The following is a 20,571-nucleotide window of genomic DNA, read 5'->3' on the forward strand; positions in this document are numbered from 1 at the left end:
TCACACGCCTCCCGTCGCGCCAGGCGTGCCAGAAGCTCCAGCCGACTCGCCGCCAGCCGGCTCGACATGGAAGCGCTGCACCACGTGCTGCAGGTCCGCCGCCAGCGCGGACAGGTCCGCGTTGGCCGCCACCATCTGCTTGGTGGCCGCGGCGTTCTGCTCGGTGACGCGCAGGATGTCCCCCATGGCCGCCGCGAGCTGATCCGTGCCCGTCTGCTGCTGCAGCGTCGCCAGCGAGATGCTGCGCACCGCGTGCGACGTCTGCCGCGCCAGCTCCAGGATGAGGCTCAGGCTGTCGTCCACCTGCGCCGCCAGCAGCGTGCCCAGCTCCGTCGTCTTCAGGCCCGCCTCCGTGGCCATCACCGCGCCGTTGGTCGCGTCGCGGATCTCCCCGATGAGGCCTTCAATCTCCTTCGTGGAGCGGATGACGTTCTCCGCCAGCCTTCGCATCTCCGCCGCCACCAGCGAGAAGCCCCGCCCCACCTCGCCCGCCTTCGTGCCCTCCAGCTCCGCGTTGAGCGCCAGCAGGTCCGACTTGTCGGCGATCTCGTTGATGAACTCCACCACCTTGCCAATCTGCTGCACGCGCTTGTTGAGGCGCACCACCGCCTCCGCGATGGCCTCGTTGTCCTCCTTCATGCGCTGCATGGCGCCCAGGAAGGCGGTGGCGCCGCGCTGGCCGGACTGCGCCGCGCCGAAGGTCGTCTCCGCGATGGCGGACACGGACTCCGCGTTGTCGGCGATCTGCTGCGCGGACCGGGCCAGCTCCTCCGTGGTGGCGCTGGTGGCGTTGAGCGCTCCGGCCTGCTCGTCCGCGCCCACCTCCTGCTCCGTGCTGGTGGCCACCAGCTGCTCGGTGGTGGAGGAGATCTGGATGCCCGCCCGCTTGAGCTGCGACAGGGCCTGCACCAGCTGCACCTGCATCTGGGTGAAGGCCGCGGAGGTGGCCCACACCTCGTCCTCCGCGTGGATGACGCGCGGGGGCCGCACCTCCCCGCGCGCGATGCGCGTCGCGTCCTCGGTGATGGCGCGCAGGGGCTCCGACAGCGCCGTGCCCGCGAGCGCCGCGGTGCCCAGAATCAGCAGCGTGACGAGCCCCGCGATGAGCCCCAGGGGCGGCCCGTCTCCGTCGCGCACCCGCGCCATCACCTCCTTGCGCGCCTCCGGCGTGGTGGCCTGCGTCAACGCATCCACCACCGTCACCGTGCGCGTGAAGGCCACGTCCAGGATGAAGAGCGACGGGCTCAGCACCGCGATGGCGGTGAAGACCACCAGCCGGCGGCGGATGTGCATGCGCCGGGGCGGCAGCGCGGCCAGCACCTCCAGCGGCGCCGGCCCCAGCGACACCAGCCGGTCCAGCGTGGCCCGCGCGCGGCGCACCACCATCAGGTAGGTGAGCATGGCGCTCAGGGGGCCAATGGACATCCCCAGCACCATCACCCGCACCCCTTCCGTCCACGGCACGTCCGCCAGGGTCGGGAAGGCCAGGGCCACCGTCAGCGTGCCGCCCAGCCAGCCCTGCATCACGAACCAGAAGCTGCGGCCGGGGATGGCCGCCACCTCCTGGACCGCCACCAGCAGGTGCTCCGACGTGGCGGGCAGCCGCCCCTCGCCCAGCGCGAAGAGCGTGCGCAGGGCCCGGGTGTCGCGCGCGTAGCCCACGCTGATGAACAGCACGAGCGCGCAGAACATCAGCCACGTCAGCGGCGTGCGCCCGGCCTCCGGCAGCGTGTGCGACAGGTGGATGTGGAGGAACGCGATGCCCACGCCCAGGCAGCTGCCCGGGATGCGGGGCCGCGTCGTCCAGCGCCCCAGGGCGCGGAGCTCCCGCGGGGCGATCATCCGCCCTCCCCGTCCAGCCCGCGCAGGTAGCGCTGGAAGGCATCCAGGCTGAGCAGCGGCCAGAGCACGCCGCGCGTGAGCACGAAGCCGCGCAGGCTGCCTCCGGAGGCCCCCGCCACCACCGGCGAGGGCGGCAGCACGGACAGCACCTCCGAGTCGATCTCCAGCCCGTCCACCCCCACCGTGTCCCCGGTGGCCGTCACCAGCACGCGCTGGGCGCCCCCGGCCCCCAGGAAGGCCCGGTGGGCGGACACGGTGCCCGCGTCCGGCGCGGCGATGGAGGCCACCTCGCCCGCCTCGAAGGCGATGCGGTGCGGCCCCACGTGGCACAGGAGCGTCCCCTCGACCCGGCCCGCGGGAAGCATGGGGCTAGCCGCCCTGGCTGAGGTGGTCGAAGAGGCCTTCCGGGTCGATGACGGCCACGTCGCGCGAGCCGCTCTTCACGGGGCCGCGCAGGTGGACGTGCACACCCGAGGGGCCCAGGGGCTCCAGCGGTCCCATCAGCGCGGACACACCGGCGACGCTGCTGGCCGTGAGGGCCAGCGTTCCCCGGGCCAGGCGCACCAGGACGGCGCGACGGGACCCGGCGGAAACCCCGCCCACCAGCAGGCTCATGTCCACGACGGGGATGACTTCCCCCCGGTGCGCGAACACGCCCAGCAGGTGGGGCGGGGAACCCGGTACCCGCGTCAGCTCGGGGAAGGTGACGACCTCCGCCGCGGCTTCCGCGGGCACCGCGTACCAACTGCTTCCACACGCGAAGACCAGGTAGGACTGGCGTGTTTCCGACTCTAGGGCGGCCATGCGCCCCAGAGCCTACCCCAGAACTAGCGCTGGAACTCCACGCGGCGGTTCTCCGCCCAGCCTTCCTCGGTGGCCGCGTTGGACACCGGGCGGGTCTCACCATAGCCCACCGTGGACAGCCGGTTGGACGGCACGCCCAGGTCGACCAGGTAGCGCTTCACGGCCGCGGCGCGGCGGTTGGACAGCTGGAGGTTGTACTCCTCCGTGCCGCGCTCGTCCGCGTGGCCGCCCAGGGTGATCTTGCCCTGGCTGGCCTTGATGCAGGCCGCCAGCTCGCCCAGGCGCGACTGCGCGCCGGAGTCCAGGGTGGACTCGTTGAAGCCGAAGGGCACCGGCGAGTAGTCGCACTTGGAGCTGGCGTCCGCCGTCACGCACTTGCCGGACTGGCACTCCTGGCCCTCACCGCAGTCGGTGCTGGCGGAGCAGGTGTCCTTGGGGGCCTGGCAGCGGCCGGCCTGGCACTTGCCACCGTTGCACGCGGAGTCGTCCTTGCACTGGGCCTCGGCGCACTTGCCGGCCTCGCAGATGCGGCCGGTGCCACAGGCCGTGTCCGTGGTGCACTCCGGAGGCTTGGGCGCGCACTTGTTCGCCTGGCACGTGAAGCCCTCACGGCAGTTCGCGTCCGTCGCGCACTCCTGGCACTGGCCCTGGACGCAGACCTCGCCCTTCTCCTGGCACTGCTCGTCGTTGTTGCACTTGGGGTAGGTGGGCGGGCACCCGGTCAGCACGGCCACGGCGAGGGCCAACCCGGCCCAAAGCGAAATCCGACGCATCATTCCTCCGACAGCAACCACGGGAAAAGAGAGGCCCACAGAGGGTGGGCCGGGCTTGTCGCGTGTAGTCGGACCCACCGGGGAGAGTCAAAAGATTTGTCTTTTCCCCGTCCCTCCGGGCCGCACGAGACCCTTGATGCCCCGATTATTTCCGTGAGAGTGTGAACGGTTTGCCCATGCCCGCTGCGGTCCTGATTGTTGATGACGAAAAGAACATCCTCCTCACCCTGAGCCAGTCGTTGCAGCTGGCCGGCTACCGCACCGAGCTGGCCAGCAGCGGTCAGGTGGCGCTGGACGTGGTGAGCGCGCGGCCGGTGGATGCCGTGTTGATGGACGTGAAGATGCCGGACATGGACGGCCTCACGGTGCTGGCGCGGCTCACGGAGCTCAAGCCGGACCTGCCCGTCATCATGATGTCCGGCCACGGCACCATCGACACGGCGGTGAAGGCGACGCAGCTGGGGGCGCGCGACTTCCTGGAGAAGCCGCTGGCGCGCGACCGGCTGCTGGTGGCGCTGCGCAACGCGCTCAAGCACCAGGCGGCGATGGAGGAGTTGCAGGAGCTGCGCGCGGAGCTGGGCCGCTTCGACATGGTGGGCGGCGGGCCCGCCATGCAGCGCATCTTCTCCCTCATCCAGCGAACAGCGCCCAGCGAGGGGCGCGTGCTGATCACCGGTGAGAACGGCACCGGCAAGGAGCTCATCGCGCGGGCGCTGCACCAGAACTCCCGGCGCAAGGGCGGGCCGTTCGTGAAGCTCAACTGCGCCGCGGTGCCGCACGACCTCATCGAGAGCGAGCTGTTCGGCCACGAGAAGGGCGCCTTCACCGGCGCGGTGAGCGTGCGGCGCGGCAAGTTCGAGCTGGCGCACGAGGGCACCCTCTTCCTGGACGAGATTGGCGACATGCCGGCCGCCATGCAGTCGAAGCTCCTGCGCGTGCTCCAGGAGGGCGAGCTGGAGCGCGTGGGCGGCGCGGAGACGCTCAAGGTGGACGTGCGCGTCATCGCCGCGACGAACAAAAATCTGGAGAAGGAGATCGCCGCGGGGAGATTCCGCGAGGACCTCTACTACCGGATCAACGTCGTGCAGATTCACTCGCCGCCGCTGCGCGAGCGCCGTGAGGACCTGCCGGACCTCATCGACACGTTCCTGCGCGAGGCGTGCGCGAAGAACGGGCGGCGGCCCCTGGCCCTGTCGCCGGACGCGCTCGCGGTGATGAGCGCGTACGACTATCCGGGCAACGTGCGCGAGCTGCGCAACCTGGTGGAGCGGCTGGCCATCCTCTGCGAGGGGCCGGTCGTCTCGCGCACGGACGCGCTGGAGCTGCTGCCCCGGGGCCGTCCCCTGCCCCCCATGCCCGAGCCCACCGTGGGCGGGGATGCGCCCCCTGTCGCGGCGCCCGCCCAGGCCGCGCCCGCCGCCGGGCCCGCCTCCGAGCCTGTCACCGCGAACCCGGGCGGCTGGAGGCCTCGCGTGGACCAGACCTTCCGCGAGCAGGTGGAGGACGCGGAGCGGGAGATCATCCAGCGGGTGCTCGCCCACACGCACGACAACGTGACGGAGGCGGCGCGGATCCTCGACCTGGAGCGCGGGCACTTTTATAAAAAAATGAAGGCCCTGGGCCTGCGGCGCGGACAGTCCGAGTCCTAGCGAGCATCCAGGCCGCGTTTGACGACCGTGGGACGCGTCTGGTCTATTCGTCCCACGGGTGCCGAGGGGTGCCCGCCGCCCGGAAAGACGACGTCACCCTCGCTTCACCCGCTGTCGCCAGACCCCTGATGCAGTCCTTCCACGGTCCCCCAACGGGTGAGGGCCAGCACCGGAGGATTCGTCATGGGAACCGGCAGCCCCCTCCCCGTCACGCTTCATGAATACAAGGTCCGCGCGTCCCTGCTCCTCAAGGACCTGGACTCGTCCGACACCGCCCGCGCCACGCGCGCCGCGGAACGGATGCGCGCCCTGCCCTTCTTCGCGTCCCTGTCCCTGGGTGAAGTCCTCGCGCGGCGGGACACCGTGCAGCACAAGCACGGGCTCGCTGTCGTCGCGCGGGAGGCCGGGCACACCACCTGGACGGAGCTGAAGCAGGCCCTGGAGGGCGGCGCGCACACGCTGGACACGCGCGCCTTCTTCCGGAAGGGCCACAGCCCGTTCCTCAACCGGTGGTTCTCCACCTACGCGGAGGCCGCGCGTTCGCTGGACGCGCAGGGCGGCTTCCTCTTCCCCTTCGGCACCCAGTGCTTCATCTGCGAGGCCGACTTCCTCCAGGCGCTGGGCATCGACGCGCGCGACGCGGACTGGGAACGGATGGGCCGCGACTGGGTGCGGCCACGAGACCCCGCCGCGAAGGAGCGGCTGGAGGCGAAGCTCGTCTCGCGGGGCTTCGGAGGCGACCATGGCGTCCGGTGACGACTCGCGCGCGGCCCGCTCGGAGCGCAAGCGCGCCTACAAGGAAGCGGAGGTGCCCATGGGCATCTACGCCATCCGCTGCCACGCCAACGGCAAGCTGTTCGTGGGCCACGCCCTCAACCTGACCGCGATGTTCAACCGCATCCGGTTCGAGTTCGCCCAGCGCATGCACCGCGTCCCCGAGCTGCAGGCGGACTGGGAGCGCCACGGCGAAGCGGCCTTCTCCTTCGAGGTGCTGGACCGGCTCAAGCCCCGCGAGGAGCCCGGCGGGCCTCCGCCCGTGGAGGAGCTGAAGGTGCTGGAGGAGATGTGGCTGGAGCGCCTGAAGCCCTACGGCGACGCCGGCTACAACACGCCGCCCAGGACCTGACACACGGTGGGTTCAACCGACCTCCGCGCACAGGCGAACCGTCGTGCCGGGTGCCCCGGCGCGGCGGGACGTGCGAGGATGGCGGCCCCACATGAGCACGAGCGCCGCCCCCATCCTCGGCATTGACTTCGGGACCACCAACACCGCGGCGGCCTTCTTCGACAAGGCGAACAAGCTGCGCGTGGTGCCCATCGCGGACAAGAGCCTCACCCTGCCCTCCATCGCGTGGTTCCACGCGGGCGACAAGGCCATCGTCGGCCCGGCGGCGCGGCGGCAGATCATCGACGACCCGCGCCACACCATCTTCGGCGCCAAGCGCTTCCTGGGCCGCCGCTTCCAGTCCGAATACGTGGCCCGCCACCGCAACCGCTTCGCCTTCGAGCTGGTGGAGGGCCCGGACGGCTACACCGCCGTGGAGGTGTACGGGAAGGTGACGCCGCTCATCGACGTGGCGCACTTCATCCTCAAGCACCTCAACACGCTGGCCACGCACGCGGCCGGAACGCCATTCAAGGAGTGCGTGCTCACCGTGCCCGCGCACGCCACCATCCGCCAGCGCGAGGCCATCCGCCACGCCGCGGAGAAGGCGGGCCTGCGCGTGCGCGCCATCGTCAACGAGCCCACCGCCGCGGCGCTCTACTACGCCAACCTGCGCAACCCCGAGCAGACGGTGATGGTGTTCGACCTGGGCGGCGGCACCTTCGACGTCACCCTCATGTCCGTGCAGAACCGCGTGGTGAAGGTGCTGGCCACCGGCGGCGACGCGTTCCTGGGCGGCGCCAACTTCGATGAAGCCATCGTGGAAGCGCTGGTGGACGACTTCCAGAAGCAGCACGGCGTCGACCTGCGCGGCAACAAGGTGGTGATGCAGCGCCTGGTCTTCGCCGCCGAGTCCGCGAAGATGGCGCTCTCCAGCGGCGCGTCCGTGCCCATCCGCATCCCCTGCATCACGCAGAAGGACGGCGCCTTCGTGGACTTCAACGTCACGCTCACCCGCGAGCGGATGGAGGCCATGGTGTTCCAGCTCATCGAGCGCACCGCCGCCGCGTGCGACGACGTGCTGGAGAAGGCGGGCCTGAAGCCGGACGCCATCGACGAGCTGGTGATGGTGGGCGGCCAGACGCGCATGCCCGCCATCCGCACGCGCCTGGCCCACTTCAAGAAGCTGTCATCCGACAAGGAAGTGCACCCGGAGCTGGGCGTGGCCGTGGGCGCGGCCATCCTGGGGCGCAACCTGGCGCGCGGCATCAGCGGCCTGTCGGACGTGGTGCCCATGCCCATTGGCGCCATGGTGCCCGGCGGCGGCCAGCACGAGGTGCTCCCCGCCAACACGCCCGTGCCCGGCACGCGCACCGTGGACCTGGAGCTGCCGCCCTGGCCGGGCCCCGTGCCGGTGGCGCTCTTCGAGGCGCTGGACCGCACCACCGTGGAGCGCGAGCTGTTGGGCACCGTGCGCATCGAGCCGGACTGGCGCGTGGCCCACCCGGGCCCCACCACGCTGGAGTTGCGCATGGGGCCGGACTTCTCCCTCACCGCGAGCCTGGTCGCGAAGGATGGCCAGCGGCAGCCGCTCACCATCAGCGACCCGAACGCGCCCCAGCGGGCTTGAGAGGGCCGGCCCCGGTGGGGCCTAGCAGGCGTCAGGCCTGGGCCCGGGCACCACGGTGCCCTTGAGCTGCTCCAGGAGCCGGCGGCTCTCCTCCAGCGCCTCCTGGCAGTGGGCGACGAGCGGCTCCATCCCGTCCATCACCCGGGCGTCCGCGCGCTGCTCGATGTCCCAGCACAGCGACTCCAGCATGGCAGCGCCGAAGTAGGCCGCGTTGGACTTGAGCGTGTGCGCGGCGCGCGCCAGGTTCTCCAGCTCGCCGCGCGCGAGCGCCCCCCGCGCGTCCTCCATCAGCCGGGGCATGCTCTCCAGCGCGGTGTCCACGAGCTCCGGGAGCATCCGCTCCACCTGGCCGTCCAGCGACTGCCACAGCCGGTCCAACGCGCCCGACTCCAGGCCCCGGATGCGCGGGGCGCCCATGCGCGGGGACTCCGAAGCACGGACGATGGGGGCGGCCCCGGGCTCGCGCGCCAGGCGCTCCCAGGCGCGGCGCAGCGCGGAGATGAGCTCCTCCACGCGGATGGGCTTGCTGAGGAAGTCGTCCATGCCCGCGTCCAGGCACTCGCGGCGGTCCGCCGTCATCGCGTTGGCCGTCATGGCGATGACCCACGGCTGGTCGCTCAGGGGCATGTCCTTGCGCAGCTGGCGCGTCGTCTCCAGGCCGTCCAGCTCCGGCATCTGCACGTCCATCAGCACGACGTCGTAGCGTTTGCGCGTCAGGAGGTTCAGCCCCTCGCGGCCGTTGTTCGCGGTGTCCGCCGGGTAGCCCAGCCGCTCCAGCACCAGCAGCGCCAGCTTCTGGTTGGTGGGGTTGTCCTCCACCAGCAGGATGCGCAGCGGCATCTGCTCGCCGGGGCGTGAGTTGAACACGGAGCGCTCGCGGGTGGCGGGCGCGGGCGCGGGCGGCATGGGCCGCGCGGAGATGAGGTCCTGGGCCAGGCACGTCATCAGCGCGTCATGCAGCTGCGACGCCTTCACCGGCCGGGGCAGCACCGCCGTGAAGAGGCCGGGCGGCTGCGCGTCGCGCTGGTCGAACGAGGTGAGCAGCAACAGGGGCAGCTCGCGCGCGTCGCGCTGCTGGCGGATGTGCGCCGCCAGCGTGGGGCCGTCCATCAGCGGCATCCGGTGGTCCAGGATGGCCAGGTCGAAGCGGGCCCCGGACTCCAGCTTGGTCAGCGCCTCCGCGCCGGAGCCCACCTCCACGATGGCCATGCCCCACGCGGCCAGCTGGCGGCCCAGCAGCTTGCGGTTGATGGCGTTGTCGTCCACCACCAGCACGCGCCGGCCGTGCAGCTTCAGCGCGTCCGGGCGCAGGGCCTCCGCGCCTCGCGGGGCCTCGCGGGCCTGGAAGGTGAAGTGGAAGGTAGCGCCCTTGCCCGGCACGCCCTCGCTCTCCATCCACAGCCGCCCGCCCATCGCCTCCACCAGCCGCTTGCTGATGGCCAGGCCCAGGCCGGTGCCGCCGTAGCGGCGCGACACGGACTCATCCAGCTGGTTGAAGGGCTGGAAGAGGCCCGCGCGCGCGGCCTCGCTGATGCCCAGGCCGGTGTCCTGCACGGAGAAGTGCAGCTCGAAGAGCCCGCCCGGCGCGAGCGGCTGGCGCGGCGTGTCCACGGAGATGGACACCCCGCCACGCTCGGTGAACTTCACCGCGTTGCCTACCAGGTTGAGCAGCACCTGCCGCAGGCGCGCGCCGTCGCCCACCACGGTGACGGGCGTCTCGTCCGTGACGTGGTAGCCCAGGTCCAGGGACTTCTCGCTCGCGCGCATGGCGAGCAGATCCAACACGGACTCCACGCACTGGCGCAGGTTGAAGGGCTGCTGCTCCAGTTCGACCCGGCCGGCTTCGATCTTGGAGAAGTCCAGCATGTCGTTGAGCAGCCCCAACAGCGCGTCCCCGCTCTGGCGGATGGTGGACGCGAAGTCGCGCTGCTCGGGCGTGAGCGCCGTGTCCATCAAGAGCCCCGCCATGCCGATGATGGCGTTCATCGGCGTGCGGATTTCGTGGCTCACGGTGGCCAGGAACAGGCTCTTGGCCTGGTTGGCGTCCTCGGCGGCCTGGCGCGCCCGCTGGAGGTCGGTGACGTCGTGGTAGATGGCGATGAAGCCCATGGACTGGCCGGCCACCGTCACCGGCAGCGCGCGCAATTCCACGTCCACCACCGTGCCGTCCTTGCGCACGCGGCGGGTGACGACGTGCACGCGGTCCTTGCGCAGCACCTCGCGCGACGTCTCCTCGGCCTCCGGACGGATTTCGTCCGCGTTGGCCACCAGCCTGAGGATGTTGCGGCCCAGCGCCTCCTGCGGCGTGTACCCGAAGAGCCGCTCCGCGGCGGGGTTCCAGGACAGCACCTCGAAGGCGCGGCTGATGGTGATGATGGCCACCGGGCTGTGGCGCACCACCGCCTCGAAGAACTCCTTCTGCTGCCGGAGGCTGGACTCGGCCACCTGGACCGCGTCCAGGCCCCGGAGCAGCAGCAGCCAGCCGCCGTCCTGCTGCGGCACCGCCTGCACCCGCACGGAGCGCACCGGGCCCACCGGGACGTCCGTCTCCAGGGGGCCTTCGTCCGGGGAAGAGACCCGAGGGGGCGTCCAACCGGGCAGCACGCCCTCCACGGACTGCCCCACCCACAGGTCGCGAGGGCCCAGCAGCGCCTCCGCGGCGCGGTTCACGGCCACGACCCGCAGGGTCGGGTCCAGGACGAGCACGCCGTCTCGCGTGTGCTCGAACAAGGCCGGATACGCGCTGGGTGGCAGTTCGGGCAAACTTCCCCCTCCGTTCAAGAACTGTAGGTCAGTCGAGGCGCCAGTTCCATGTCATCCATGGAAAACCGTGGAGGTGGGCAGGCGCAGTCCGATTCCCGGCGGTCCCGGGACGGCGATTCAGGGGGTTGGAAGGCCTGCCTGGCCTTGGAGGGGGGCGGGATGCTTCGTCCTGTTTTCATGTAACGGGGTGAGGTCTCCCAGGGTGCTGGCGAGGACGCCCCGGGCAAGGTGTGAGCGGACCTGGCGGCCGGGGGCCAAGGGGATCCATGCCACGGACGAGGCCAGGGAGGACATGCCGGAGGCAGGGTCCTCCACCGTCACCCCGCGTGTGCGCACCTCGTGCGCGGCGGACGTGGGGCAGCCGGCGTCCTCCAGGGCCCGGTCGAGCGCGGCGGTGGCGTGCTCCAGGGACGGGGCCCCGCCGGGCTCCACGACGGGCTCCAGGAGCCGCGCCAGGAAGGCGGTCTCCGTCAGCGCGATGCACCGGTTCGCCTCCGTCGCGCAGCCGCGGGCCCTCTGGGCCACGTCCGGGGGCGCGGCGAGCCCCGCGAACTGGGGCGCCGTCTGGAGCAGGGCGTTCATCCGGGCCGTCTGCTCGGCGGACATGGGCGTCCAGTCCGCCGGGGGCAAGGGCATGGCGTCGTGCGCGAGCCGCTCGATGTCGAGCAGGTTGACGGCGACCAGGCCGCCCACGAGCGAGTCCGTGCGCAGGCTCAGCCACGCCAGGTGGCGCACCTGCTGCGCGGCCTCCACGGGGTGGCCGGTCCTCAGGCCGTGGAGCATGCGGAACTTGGCCCAGCGCTGGAGGAGGAAGAGGTCGGGGACGTCCCCGGAGGCCCAGTTGAAACGGCCCTCGGCGCTCAGGGGGCTGCCGTTGAACAGGTCCCACCGGTCATAGGCCAGCAGCCGGACCATCCAGCCGAAGTCCAGGCGGGACACGTCGATGTTCGCGGTGAGCCACCGGCCCTGTTTCAGGTCCAGGGCCTCCTCGCGCAGCGACTCGGGGAGGACGAGCGGCGAGCCTTCCGGAGGAGGGCGCTTCAGGTCGCGCGACCAGGGCAGCCACGCATTGAGCAGCAGGCCCGCGTCCCCTTCCGTCCGGCCCTCGTGGAACCAGGGGTCGGCGCCCAGCGCGGCCTCCTCGGCGCAGTAGGCGTCCACGTTCGCCGCCAGCGCCTCGCCGTGGAGGCGCAGCGGGGTCTCGAACTTCCGCTGGTACCAGGCCTCCGCGCCCAGGAGGCCGCAGCCGGCCAGCAAGGCGAGCCCCGTCAGGGATGCCACGGCGATGCGCCGGCGCTTGTCCGGCGCGGCCCTGTCGGAGGACGTCATGGCGCGAATCCTAGGGGGCTTTTCCCAGGGTACCCAGGAAGTGTCACAAGGCCGCCGCGCCACTGTTTCAGGGCAGACGGCCAGCCAACCCCCTGCTTTACTGGCCGTGGCTGGAACCACCGACCCGGAATCAAAGGATGACCCTGGGCGGTGCGGCGCTCGGGCGACCTAGCTTTCCTTTGACCACACGGAAGAGAGAGCCGTGCCCCACGAGACGACCCCGCCCTTGATCCTCCTCATTGATGACGAGCCGGAGCTGGAAGTGACGGCCCGGTATCTCGAACTCGAAGGCTACTCCGTGCTGACGGCGACCAATGGTGAAGAGGGGTTGCTGGCACTGGCGTCCTGCCGCAAGCCCTGCATCGTCCTGCTGGATTTGATGATGCCGGTGATGGACGGTTACGGCTTCCTGCGGCGGCTGCATGACGACGCGACGCTGTGCGGACTGCCCGTTTTCGTGCTCACCGCCAGCTTCCAGACGGAGCGGATGGCCGGCGTCGTCGGGACCCTGAGAAAGCCCCTTCACATGGAGCTGCTGAAGGAGGCCGTCGCCCCGTACTGGCCGAGTTCGGGGGAAGGGGGCAGCTCCACGGCGGGATAGCGCGTCAGGCCGCGACGCGGGCCACGCACTCCGGGCTGTCGTTGGCGGGAGAGTTCACCCCGCGCGCCACCTCGTGGACGTCCAGCGGCGCCTCCAGCGCGGGGACGAGCAGCGGCAGCAGCACGGACGCCTCCTGAGGCTCCGGGCGAAGCCACACGGCCTGGCCTTCCCGCGACAGGATGACGGGCATCCGGTCGTGGATGGGCGCCATCAGCGCGTTGGGCCCCGTGGTGATGATGGTGCAGGTGCGCAGCACCTCGCCCGTGTCCGGCGCGGTCCACTCCTCCCAGAGCCCCGCCAGGGCCAGCGGCTTCCCGTCGCGGTGGTGGAAGAAGTACGGCGTCTTGGGCTTCGTGGATTGCTTCCACTCGTACCAGCCGTCCACCACCACCAGGCACCGCCTGCGCTTCAACGCCGAGCGGAAGCTGGGCTTCTCCGCCACCGTCTCACCGCGCGCGTTGATGAGCTTGTTGCCGATGGACGCGTCCTTCGCCCAGGACGGGATGAGCCCCCAGCGGAACACGTCCAACAGCCTGGCGCCGTCATTGGGCACCACGGGCAGGAGCTGCGTGGGACAGAGGTTGAAACGCTCGCGCTCCAGCGTCGCGCGCGCGCCCGCGAGCTCCAGCTCGGCGACGAGCTGCGCGGGAGAGGTCCGGACGGTGACTCGGCCACACATGGGGGTGAAGCGTAGCGCCCGGCGGCCGGCGCCGCACGTTCCCCGCGCCCGGTGGCCTACGTGGGCAGCTGGATGCCAGACAGGCGCTGGTACAGCTCCACCGCGCGGCTGTCCGACAGGCCGGTGATGTAGTCCGTCACGCACAGCAGCCGCTGGTACGGCGTGAGCCGCTGGATGGCCTCGTCCCGCCGCAACGGCCGCGGCGCCGCTTCATCCGCCGCCGCGAACTCCGGACGCTGGAAGCACTCCATGGGCAGGAGCTGCCGCAGCTTCTTCTCCTCCGCGTTGGGCACCTCCGCCACCACCGACAGGGCGAACATGTCCAAGAGGCCGCCCAGCGTCTTGAAGCCCGCGCTTTCAATCTGGAGCACGCGCTCGCTCCAGTAGCCGTGCTCGCGGGTGAAGTCGGTGATCTCCTCCAGATGCGCGCGCACGTCGGGCTTGAGCTCGGTGAGCGACGTCTCCGCCCGCCCCGTCTCCAGCGCGTGCGCGTGCTCCACGAAGGCCTCCACGCACTTCGGGATGAGCTTCCCGATGACCCGCGCCCGAGCCTGCGCCATCCGCGTCTCCAGGTGCCTGGGCGGCTTGCGGACCGTGGGCTCCGGCAGCACCGACTCCAGGAGCTGGCACGCGCGCTCCATGGGCACGAGCCCCAGCTTCGCGGAGTCCTCCAGGTCGATGACCGCGTAGCAGATGTCGTCCGCCGCCTCGACGAGGAAGGCCAGCGGGTGTCGGCTGAACACGCCGGGCTCGCGCTCGCGCAGGCCCGTGGCGCGGAAGGCCTCCAGCGCCAGGTCGACGTCGTCCTGGAAGTAGCCGAACTTCCGCTCCGACACGACGCCCTCCGACTTCCGCCGCGAGCCGGGCAGCACCGACGGACGCGGGTACTTGCTCATGGCCCCCAGCGTCGCGGCGGTGTAGCGCAGCCCGCCCCGGCGCTCGCGCGACTGGAGCCGGTTGAGGATGCGGAAGCCCTGCGCGTTGCCCTCGAAGTCGCGCAGGTCGCGCCACTCCGCCTCCGTCGCGAAGGGGCTCTTCGTCCCCTCCCCCGGCGGTGAGAGCCGCTGCCCCACCCAGTGCTGGATGGCCGCCTCTCCGGAGTGGCCAAACGGCGGGTTGCCGATGTCGTGCGCCAGGCACGCCGCAGCCACGATGGTGCCCAGGTGGGAGGGGTCCAACTCCACGCCCTGCGCCTTCAACCCCAACCCGGCCTGATGGCCCAGCGAGCGGCCCACGCAGGAGGCCTCGATGCTGTGCGTGAGGCGCGTGCGCGTGTAGTCGCTCGTCGACAGCGGGAACACCTGCGTCTTGTCGTGCAGGCAGCGGAACTCGCTGGAGAAGACGATGCGATCATAGTCGCGCGAGTAGTCATTGCGCTCATCGAGCTGCCGGTGCGCGGCCTCCTCCTCCTGCGCGGAGCGCGGCTCCGACCCGACGCGGATGTCCGACAAGAGCCGCCGCCAGCGCTCCGTCCGTTCCTCACTGTCACTGCGGCTCACGCGGTGAAGACCTCCCGGTGCGAAGAGAGCGCCGCCGCACCGGGGGCGCAAGCCCCGCGTCATCCGGAAACACACGCGCACCCGCCCCCGGGTCCCACCAGGGTTGGCGCGGACCGCCCTGCTTCCCACTCTCTTCTCTCACGACGGAGAGGGGAGATAGCGCCATGGGGTGCCGCGAGGGTTGGAGGGGGACGGTCGGGCTGGCGGGGATGGCTGTATTGCTGACGGGCGCCATGCCCCAGTGGGCGGACGCGGAGGAAGGCAAGGCCGGCGCGTGGCCCCGGGTGGGCGGGCACTGGGGCGTCGCGGTGCCGCTGGTGAGCTTCACCGACGAGGGCACCACGGGCATCTTCGCGGACTTCCTCACGGTGGGCATCGCGCCGGGAGTGACGGTGAAGCTCAACGAGAAGTGGGCCATCGACTTCGAGTTCATCGCCTTCTCACGCTGGGACTTCGAGAACGACGGCACGCCGGCGAAGGCCAGCACCAGCATCGTCGTGGACCCCGGCGTCGTGTATGACTTTGGCCCCTTCGCCGGGGGCCTGCGCACCGCCGTGCAGGTCGGGCCCGGAGTCCCGTTCAACCTGGGCCTCGTCCCCATCATCAACAAGGGCTTCGCCATCCACGAAGGCCTGAAGTGGTTCGTGGAGTTGGATCTGCCCTTCTTCGTCACCGGCGTGCCGGGAGACGGCGGCGTCAGCTTCACGCCGCTCATCCAGACGGGTGTCGCCTTCTGACGGGAAGCGCGCGGCGCATGGGGACCGGGCCCCAACTCCCGGTCCCCCAAGTGCCCTACTGGAACATCCGCCAGCGCGACGGCCTGGGGGGGTCCGCGGGCAGCACGACGGGCACGTCCCAGGTGATGTGGTACTCGGTGTCCAGCAGGCCCAGCTTGCGCCCCTGGACCCGGGCGTTGCGGGCCCCCACCATGGTGAGCACCTCGCGCAAGACGCCCTCGTGATAGGCCGGCGGCATGAAGTCGCGCCGCATGGTGAACAGCGCGTCCCCCTCTCCCCTCCAGTCGACGGTGCGCTCCCCGTAGCTCACCGCCATCTGGTAGCCGGACGGCAGGTTCGTCACGAGCTTGCGCGGGTCCCCCGCGGCGAGGAGCAGGAACGTGCGCCCCACCGCGGACTCCAGGAAGCTGCGCGTGGCCTGCATCCCCATCTGCCGCAGCGCTTCGTCGAACCCGCCCCACCGGGGTGACAACTGCCTCGCCGCCACCTGCGCCAGCTTGAGGAAGCTGGCCACCGGGTAGTTGAAGAAGCCCACGAAGCGGCGCTCGTCGGTGACGGCGCGGCAGGCGGCCACCGCGTCCTCGCCCGCGCCGGTGCGCACCGTCTCCAGCACCCCCAGGAAGAACATCCCCCGGGCGGTGTCCAGCTCCGTCGCCGCCATGCGCCGCACCGCCCAGTCCGCCTCCACCGCACCCGCCTCCGGGTACGGCTTCGCCTGTGCCTGCATGCCTGCCTCCGTTATCGCGTGAGCCCACGCCCCACGTACGAGTCGCCAACGTGCCGCTGCTCTCTTCAGGGATGCGCCGCGGCGGCCGGCGCGCATGCCTCAGCGAAGAGACGCTCGGGAAAGAGGACGGTGAAGCGCGAGCCGTGGCCGAAGTCGCTCTCCGCCTGGATGCGCGCGCCATGTCCCTGCACCAGCCGCTTCACGATGGCGAGCCCCAGCCCCGTGCCGCGCAGCTTGGTGGTGAACATGGGCTCGAAGATGCGCTCCAGGAGCGGCGCGGGGATGCCCGGCCCGTCGTCCGTCACGCGCAGGCTCCAGCCGCCATCCCCCAACGCGTCGGCGTGCACGCAGACCGTCCCGGAGCGCTCCGACGGAATGGACTCCACCGCGTTCTGGATGAGGTTGACCAGCACCTGGCGGAACTGCTCGCGGTCCAGGTGCGGCACCGGCAGCCCGTCCGGCACCTGGTTGTCCACGCGCACGCCGTCGCGGCACGGCACCACGCTGATGGCTTCCTCCACCAGCGGCTTGAGCGGACAGGGCGTGCGGCGCGGGGGCCGGCCCTTCGCGTAGTCCAGCAGGTCGGAGATGATGACCGAGCACGCCTGCAGCTCCCGGTCGATGATGTCCAGGAAGCGCGCGATGCGTGGATCCGAGGGGAGGGTCTCCACCTTGCGCAGCCGGCGCAGGACGAACGCATGCGCGGTGCGCGCGGCCGCCAGCGGGTTGCGCAGCTCGTGGCTGACGCTGGCGGTGAGCTGCCCCAGCGACGCCAGCCGCTCCATCTGCTCCACGTGGCCGCGCACGGCGTGCACCTCGCGCACGGCGGCGTCCAGCTGCCCCGCTCGCAGCGCCAGCTCCTCCTCGATGGAGGCCTCCGCCAGGGCCTGGCGCCCGGCCCGCTCCCGCAGCTCGCGCAGCGCGTCCCGGCAGGCGACGACCAGCACCACGTCGATGGCGGCCACCCAGAAGGCATGCTCCAGGAAGCGCCACCACTCCGGGTGCAGCTGGCCATAGACGGACTCCGGCCACAGCGCGCCCCGCATGCAGTGGTCCGCGACGATGGCCAGGCTGGCGGTGAAGAGCACCTTCGGGTCGCGGTAGAACGACAGCACCGCCAGCGAGCCGAAGATGTGGAAGTGCGTCTCGATGCGCCCCCCCGTCAGGTGGATGAGCAGCGCGGACCAGAGCATCTGGCTCACCGCCACCACGTGCCGCGTCGCCGCCTCCCCCGCGTGCAGCCGCGTGAGCATCACCGGGAACACGCTCAGCGCCGCGCCCAGCAGCACCGCCGTCTGCACGTGCAGGTGCAGCGCGCGCACCTTGCCCTCCCACCCATAGGGAGACACGAACACCGCCACCAGCACCGCCGCCGCCCACTGCCCCAACACCAGCCAGGTGAACAGGCCATCCACCCGCTTGCGCGACTCACGCAACTGCAACGCCAACAGCGCCGCCGCCCGGCCCTCCAGGCCAGACAGGACATTCACCGGAGCATGAATGGAAAAGGCTGACATGAACGGAGTCATCTCTTCACCCGGCCGGACCGGCGGCGAAAGCAGATAATCCTGCAAAATCAGAACTACACGGAAATCTTCGGGTCAACCATGCTGCCTGGGGGCACCCGGAGTGCCCTTGCCTGAACACTGTCGACTCCCACCCACGTCGACGGTGTGGGACGGCGCCAGGGTGGCGGCATCCCGTGCATTCGCAGCCAACAATGACAAGCAGGCCATCCCCGCGTCCACCGGACTCGCGCAAGTCAGGACCGGAGTACGAGCCCGGCGCTCACGTCTGATCAATGGCGCCCGTCCCCAGGTCCCAAGGGGGCACCAGGGGCATCCACGTACACGCCCGCGGGGGCGTGTCAGGAAACAGCGGCCTGGGGGCGCGAGGGCGCTTCGAGCGTGGCGTCCGTGTCGCCCCGGGGCAGCTCCCGGGCAGCGGGGATGAAGGTCATGGCGCGCTCGGCGAGCGCGGTGATGGTGAGCGAGGGATTGACGCCCGGGTTGGCGGAGATGGCCGCGCCATCCACCACATACAAGCCTTCATAGCCATACAAGCGGTGGCGCGCGTCGATGGCGCCGGTCGCTGGCGAGTCCCCCATGCACGCGCCGCCCAGGATGTGCGCGGTGGTCGGGATGCCCATGAGCGTTTCGCTGACCATGGTCATGGGGTAGCCATCCAGCTTGTCGGACACGCGCTTCGCCAGGTCGAAGGCCTCCGGCATGTTCGCGGTGGGCGCGGGGCCTTCCTGCAGGCCGGTGGTGAGGCCCTTCTGGAAGCCGGTGGTGAGCGCGCGGCCGCGGCGCATGCGCAGGTGGCCCTCCATGGTGCGCATGTACAGGAGGATCATCGTGCGGCGCGCGAAGTCCGGGACGAAGAAGGCCTGGAGGAAGCGCACGGGGCGGCGCGCGAGCAGCCCCACCAGCCGGGCCACTCGCGACCACGCGGTGGCTCCGGGGACGTGGGGGGCCATGAGCAGGCGGAAGAAGCCGGAGCCCTCCGGGTAGCGCACGGGCTCCAGGTGCGAGTGCTCGTCGGTGTGGAGGATGGACCCGATGGCGATGCCCCGGGACAGGTCGCGGTCCTTCTGCTTCTTGCCGCTGATGATGCCGATGAGCGCCTCGGAGTTGGTGCGCACGCCGTCGCCCACGCGCTCGGAGAGGTGGGGCAGCCCGTCCGGTGAGGCCTTGAGCTTGAGCAGCAGGTCCAGGGTGCCCAGCACGCCGCCCGCGAAGATGACGTGCTTCGCGGTGAAGCGGCGCGTCCTCCTGAAGAAGCCGGTGCCCTCCTTCGCCGTCACCTCGTAGCCGTCACCGCCGGGCAGGGGGCGCACCCACGTCACCTCCGTGTCCGCGTGGAGGGTGAGGCCCTTCTTCTCCGCGAAGTAGAGGTAGTTCTTGTCGAGCGTGTTCTTGGCGTTGTTGCGGCAGCCCAGCATGCAGCCGCCGCACGCGTTGCAGCCGGTGCGGTCCGGGCCCTCGCCGCCGAAGTAGGGGTCCTTCACGGTGACGCCGGGCTCACCGAAGTAGACGGCCACGGTGGTGGGCTGGAAGTCGGTGCGGCCCAGGTCCTGGCCCACTTCCTTGAGCACCTGGTCCGGGAAGGTGTTGAGCGGGTTGACGGTGGCGCCCAGCATGCGGCGCGCGGTCGCGTAGTGCGGAGCGAGCTCCTGCTTCCACGGCGCCAGGTGGCCCCAGGAGGCAGCGTCGAAGAAGTCGTCCCGTGGGATGGGCAGCGTGTTGGCGTAGACGAGCGAGCCGCCGCCCACGCCGACGCCGGACAGCACGGTGACGTGGCGGAAGAAGGTCATCTTGAAGAGGCCGCGCCACCCGAGCTGGGGCATCCACAGCCAGCGCTTCAGGTTCCAGTTGGACTTGGGGAAGTCCTGGCCCCGGAGGCGCCGGCCCTTCTCCAGCATCACCACGCGATAGCCCTTCTCGACGAGCCGCAACGCGCTGACGCTGCCGCCAAACCCCGAGCCGATGATGAGCCAGTCGCAGTCCATGACGTCCTCCCAGTCTCCTTCGGGCGTGAGCGGTCCCCACCTCCAGGAGGTCCGCACTCTATGCCACGAGCGCGAGCCGTCCTGGCGGGAGCTGTCGCACGCCTTCGAAATGGAAGGACGGGTGGGCGCGGGCTAGCGCTTCGAGGCCTGCTTCCTCGCCCGGCGTGCGGCGGGCGTGTTGGCGACGTACTGGCGGCCCGCCCGGGAGCCGGCGCGCTTGCGCCGCTCGGTGGCCTTTTTCTGCGCGGGGCTCAGGTGGGCCCACGCCTCCTTGGGCAGGTAGCGCGCGGTGGTGCGGCCATGGCGGGCGCGGGTGCCGCCGTCCTGGGTGCCCCACTTCTCCTTCGTCCAGGAGGACAGGTGGCGCTGCGCGGTGCCACGGGAGCCCCGGTAGCCGCCGCCGGCCTTCTTGTATTCAGCGGCGAGGAGCTGGGCCTTACGCGCGCTCCATTGGCCCGCGCGGCCGCCCTTGTCGCTCTTCATGATGCGCTTCTTGAGGCGCTCGCGCAGCGCGGGGTTCGTATAGCGGCCGCTGGCGCTGGCGGACGCGGGGTTCTTGCGCGCGGCGCGCTTCGCGGGCGTGGCGGCCGAGTGCTTGCGACGCGGAGCGGCGTGGGTCTTCCGACGGCTGGCCATGAAGGCTCCTTTGCTTGTGACAAAGGTACGGATGCCTTCCGGGGACTGGCCTGTGCCGCCCCGCTGCCTGCTCGGCTTCGGAGCCCGAGGGGGCTACCCAGGTGTGGCGCCGGGCTCGCGGGGACGGAACAGTGAGCACGCGCGCACGGGCTGGGGCGCGTACTTCTGGGGCAGGAGCGGACACATGATGAAGGTGGAGGTCCGCGTCTGGACGTAGCGGGGCGGCGCGGCGCAGCGGTGGCAGAGGCTGTCCGGGAATGGCAGCGGATCAGGGGGCGGCGTCATG

Annotated in this window: 20 protein-coding genes; 7 read left to right on the plus strand and 13 right to left on the minus strand. The window is 71.0% G+C overall.

What is annotated here, in order from left to right:
* The 4 genes from JYJ93_RS31090 to JYJ93_RS31105 are packed head-to-tail and all read right to left on the minus strand — an operon-like array spanning position 1 to position 3,419.
* Entirely contained in the window at positions 1 to 1,842 is a 1,842-nt protein-coding gene (locus JYJ93_RS31090) for a methyl-accepting chemotaxis protein (RefSeq protein ID WP_206798184.1), read from the minus strand.
* Positions 1,839 to 2,207, minus strand: a complete 369-nt coding sequence (locus JYJ93_RS31095; RefSeq protein ID WP_206798185.1) for a protein CrdC — start codon at positions 2,205 to 2,207, stop codon at positions 1,839 to 1,841. The genes JYJ93_RS31090 and JYJ93_RS31095 overlap by 4 nt, the downstream gene beginning before the upstream one ends.
* Positions 2,208 to 2,211: 4 nt before the next feature.
* On the minus strand, positions 2,212 to 2,646 hold the full coding sequence (locus JYJ93_RS31100) for a chemotaxis protein CheW (RefSeq protein ID WP_014395176.1): 435 nt from the start codon (positions 2,644 to 2,646) through the stop codon (positions 2,212 to 2,214).
* Between the two features lie 23 nt (positions 2,647 to 2,669).
* Complete coding sequence (locus JYJ93_RS31105) at positions 2,670 to 3,419, minus strand: OmpA family protein (RefSeq protein WP_206800547.1); 750 nt, start codon at positions 3,417 to 3,419, stop codon at positions 2,670 to 2,672.
* 176 nt (positions 3,420 to 3,595) lie between these two features.
* Between JYJ93_RS31105 and JYJ93_RS31110 the strand changes: the two genes are divergently transcribed.
* From JYJ93_RS31110 to JYJ93_RS31125, 4 genes are all read left to right on the plus strand, one after another.
* Entirely contained in the window at positions 3,596 to 5,068 is a 1,473-nt protein-coding gene (locus JYJ93_RS31110; protein WP_206798186.1) for a sigma-54 dependent transcriptional regulator, read from the plus strand.
* A 183-nt stretch (positions 5,069 to 5,251) separates the two neighbouring features.
* Positions 5,252 to 5,824 carry a hypothetical protein gene (locus JYJ93_RS31115; RefSeq protein ID WP_206798187.1) on the plus strand — a complete coding sequence of 191 codons (573 nt, stop codon included), beginning with the start codon at positions 5,252 to 5,254 and terminating at the stop codon, positions 5,822 to 5,824.
* Positions 5,811 to 6,194, plus strand: coding sequence for a GIY-YIG nuclease family protein (locus tag JYJ93_RS31120; RefSeq protein ID WP_206798188.1), 384 nt, complete (start codon positions 5,811 to 5,813; stop codon positions 6,192 to 6,194). Before JYJ93_RS31115 ends, JYJ93_RS31120 begins: the two co-directional genes overlap by 14 nt.
* 91 nt (positions 6,195 to 6,285) lie before the next feature.
* Positions 6,286 to 7,803, plus strand: a complete 1,518-nt coding sequence (locus tag JYJ93_RS31125) for an Hsp70 family protein (protein ID WP_206798189.1) — start codon at positions 6,286 to 6,288, stop codon at positions 7,801 to 7,803.
* Positions 7,804 to 7,824: 21 nt separating this feature from the next.
* Here JYJ93_RS31125 and JYJ93_RS31130 read toward each other — a convergent pair whose 3' ends face one another.
* A complete protein-coding gene (locus tag JYJ93_RS31130) occupies positions 7,825 to 10,566 on the minus strand; it encodes a response regulator (protein ID WP_206798190.1) in 2,742 nt (913 codons plus the stop codon).
* Between the two features lie 117 nt (positions 10,567 to 10,683).
* A complete protein-coding gene (locus JYJ93_RS31135) occupies positions 10,684 to 11,895 on the minus strand; it encodes a hypothetical protein (protein WP_206798191.1) in 1,212 nt (403 codons plus the stop codon).
* 202 nt (positions 11,896 to 12,097) lie between these two features.
* Between JYJ93_RS31135 and JYJ93_RS31140 the strand changes: the two genes are divergently transcribed.
* Positions 12,098 to 12,496 carry a response regulator gene (locus JYJ93_RS31140; RefSeq protein ID WP_206798192.1) on the plus strand — a complete coding sequence of 133 codons (399 nt, stop codon included), beginning with the start codon at positions 12,098 to 12,100 and terminating at the stop codon, positions 12,494 to 12,496.
* 4 nt (positions 12,497 to 12,500) lie between these two features.
* On the opposite strand, the gene JYJ93_RS31145 is transcribed toward JYJ93_RS31140, so the two are convergent.
* Together JYJ93_RS31145 and dgt are read right to left on the minus strand one after the other, a co-directional pair.
* Positions 12,501 to 13,175: an SOS response-associated peptidase gene (locus tag JYJ93_RS31145; protein ID WP_206798193.1), complete on the minus strand. Its 675-nt coding sequence runs from the start codon at positions 13,173 to 13,175 to the stop codon at positions 12,501 to 12,503.
* A gap of 56 nt (positions 13,176 to 13,231) precedes the next feature.
* Positions 13,232 to 14,674, minus strand: a complete 1,443-nt coding sequence (gene dgt / locus JYJ93_RS31150; RefSeq protein WP_206798194.1) for a dGTP triphosphohydrolase — start codon at positions 14,672 to 14,674, stop codon at positions 13,232 to 13,234.
* 209 nt (positions 14,675 to 14,883) lie between these two features.
* Between dgt and JYJ93_RS31155 the strand changes: the two genes are divergently transcribed.
* Positions 14,884 to 15,411: a hypothetical protein gene (locus tag JYJ93_RS31155; protein ID WP_206798195.1), complete on the plus strand. Its 528-nt coding sequence runs from the start codon at positions 14,884 to 14,886 to the stop codon at positions 15,409 to 15,411.
* A 55-nt stretch (positions 15,412 to 15,466) separates the two neighbouring features.
* Here JYJ93_RS31155 and JYJ93_RS31160 read toward each other — a convergent pair whose 3' ends face one another.
* From JYJ93_RS31160 to JYJ93_RS31170, 3 genes are all read right to left on the minus strand, one after another.
* Positions 15,467 to 16,138 (minus strand): DUF2378 family protein, encoded by a 672-nt coding sequence (locus JYJ93_RS31160; protein WP_206798196.1) that lies wholly within the window; start codon positions 16,136 to 16,138, stop codon positions 15,467 to 15,469.
* Positions 16,139 to 16,203: 65 nt separating this feature from the next.
* Positions 16,204 to 17,655 (minus strand): ATP-binding protein, encoded by a 1,452-nt coding sequence (locus JYJ93_RS31165; protein WP_206798197.1) that lies wholly within the window; start codon positions 17,653 to 17,655, stop codon positions 16,204 to 16,206.
* Between the two features lie 350 nt (positions 17,656 to 18,005).
* Positions 18,006 to 19,649 (minus strand): GMC oxidoreductase, encoded by a 1,644-nt coding sequence (locus tag JYJ93_RS31170; RefSeq protein ID WP_206798198.1) that lies wholly within the window; start codon positions 19,647 to 19,649, stop codon positions 18,006 to 18,008.
* Between JYJ93_RS31170 and JYJ93_RS31175 the strand changes: the two genes are divergently transcribed.
* Positions 19,648 to 19,785 carry a hypothetical protein gene (locus JYJ93_RS31175; protein WP_206798199.1) on the plus strand — a complete coding sequence of 46 codons (138 nt, stop codon included), beginning with the start codon at positions 19,648 to 19,650 and terminating at the stop codon, positions 19,783 to 19,785. The genes JYJ93_RS31170 and JYJ93_RS31175 overlap by 2 nt on opposite strands.
* Here JYJ93_RS31175 and JYJ93_RS31180 read toward each other — a convergent pair.
* The gene (locus JYJ93_RS31180) at positions 19,782 to 20,285 is read right to left on the minus strand and encodes a hypothetical protein (RefSeq protein ID WP_206798200.1); all 504 of its coding nucleotides are present in this window, start codon (positions 20,283 to 20,285) and stop codon (positions 19,782 to 19,784) included. The genes JYJ93_RS31175 and JYJ93_RS31180 overlap by 4 nt on opposite strands.
* A gap of 93 nt (positions 20,286 to 20,378) precedes the next feature.
* The gene (locus JYJ93_RS31185; protein ID WP_242543992.1) at positions 20,379 to 20,570 is read right to left on the minus strand and encodes a hypothetical protein; all 192 of its coding nucleotides are present in this window, start codon (positions 20,568 to 20,570) and stop codon (positions 20,379 to 20,381) included.
* Between the last annotated feature and the right edge of the window lies 1 nt (position 20,571).

Origin of the sequence: Corallococcus sp. NCSPR001, from assembly GCF_017309135.1 — a bacterium.
Classification (GTDB): Bacteria; Myxococcota; Myxococcia; order Myxococcales; family Myxococcaceae; genus Corallococcus.

Bases quoted from the DNA above. Each gene is read 5' to 3' on its own strand.
- JYJ93_RS31115 (WP_206798187.1), top strand. From the start codon at position 5,252: ATGGGAACCGGCAGCCCCCTCCCCGTCACGCTTCATGAATACAAGGTC.
- JYJ93_RS31120 (WP_206798188.1), top strand. From the start codon at position 5,811: ATGGCGTCCGGTGACGACTCGCGCGCGGCCCGCTCGGAGCGCAAGCGC.
- JYJ93_RS31165 (WP_206798197.1), bottom strand. From the start codon at position 17,655: ATGTCAGCCTTTTCCATTCATGCTCCGGTGAATGTCCTGTCTGGCCTG.
- JYJ93_RS31160 (WP_206798196.1), bottom strand. From the start codon at position 16,138: ATGCAGGCACAGGCGAAGCCGTACCCGGAGGCGGGTGCGGTGGAGGCG.
- JYJ93_RS31095 (WP_206798185.1), bottom strand. From the start codon at position 2,207: ATGCTTCCCGCGGGCCGGGTCGAGGGGACGCTCCTGTGCCACGTGGGG.
- JYJ93_RS31125 (WP_206798189.1), top strand. From the start codon at position 6,286: ATGAGCACGAGCGCCGCCCCCATCCTCGGCATTGACTTCGGGACCACC.
- JYJ93_RS31145 (WP_206798193.1), bottom strand. From the start codon at position 13,175: ATGTGTGGCCGAGTCACCGTCCGGACCTCTCCCGCGCAGCTCGTCGCC.
- JYJ93_RS31155 (WP_206798195.1), top strand. From the start codon at position 14,884: ATGGCTGTATTGCTGACGGGCGCCATGCCCCAGTGGGCGGACGCGGAG.
- JYJ93_RS31180 (WP_206798200.1), bottom strand. From the start codon at position 20,285: ATGGCCAGCCGTCGGAAGACCCACGCCGCTCCGCGTCGCAAGCACTCG.
- JYJ93_RS31105 (WP_206800547.1), bottom strand. From the start codon at position 3,419: ATGCGTCGGATTTCGCTTTGGGCCGGGTTGGCCCTCGCCGTGGCCGTG.
- JYJ93_RS31185 (WP_242543992.1), bottom strand. From the start codon at position 20,570: ATGACGCCGCCCCCTGATCCGCTGCCATTCCCGGACAGCCTCTGCCAC.
- JYJ93_RS31090 (WP_206798184.1), bottom strand. From the start codon at position 1,842: ATGATCGCCCCGCGGGAGCTCCGCGCCCTGGGGCGCTGGACGACGCGG.
- JYJ93_RS31100 (WP_014395176.1), bottom strand. From the start codon at position 2,646: ATGGCCGCCCTAGAGTCGGAAACACGCCAGTCCTACCTGGTCTTCGCG.
- JYJ93_RS31135 (WP_206798191.1), bottom strand. From the start codon at position 11,895: ATGACGTCCTCCGACAGGGCCGCGCCGGACAAGCGCCGGCGCATCGCC.
- JYJ93_RS31110 (WP_206798186.1), top strand. From the start codon at position 3,596: ATGCCCGCTGCGGTCCTGATTGTTGATGACGAAAAGAACATCCTCCTC.
- JYJ93_RS31170 (WP_206798198.1), bottom strand. From the start codon at position 19,649: ATGGACTGCGACTGGCTCATCATCGGCTCGGGGTTTGGCGGCAGCGTC.
- JYJ93_RS31175 (WP_206798199.1), top strand. From the start codon at position 19,648: ATGACGTCCTCCCAGTCTCCTTCGGGCGTGAGCGGTCCCCACCTCCAG.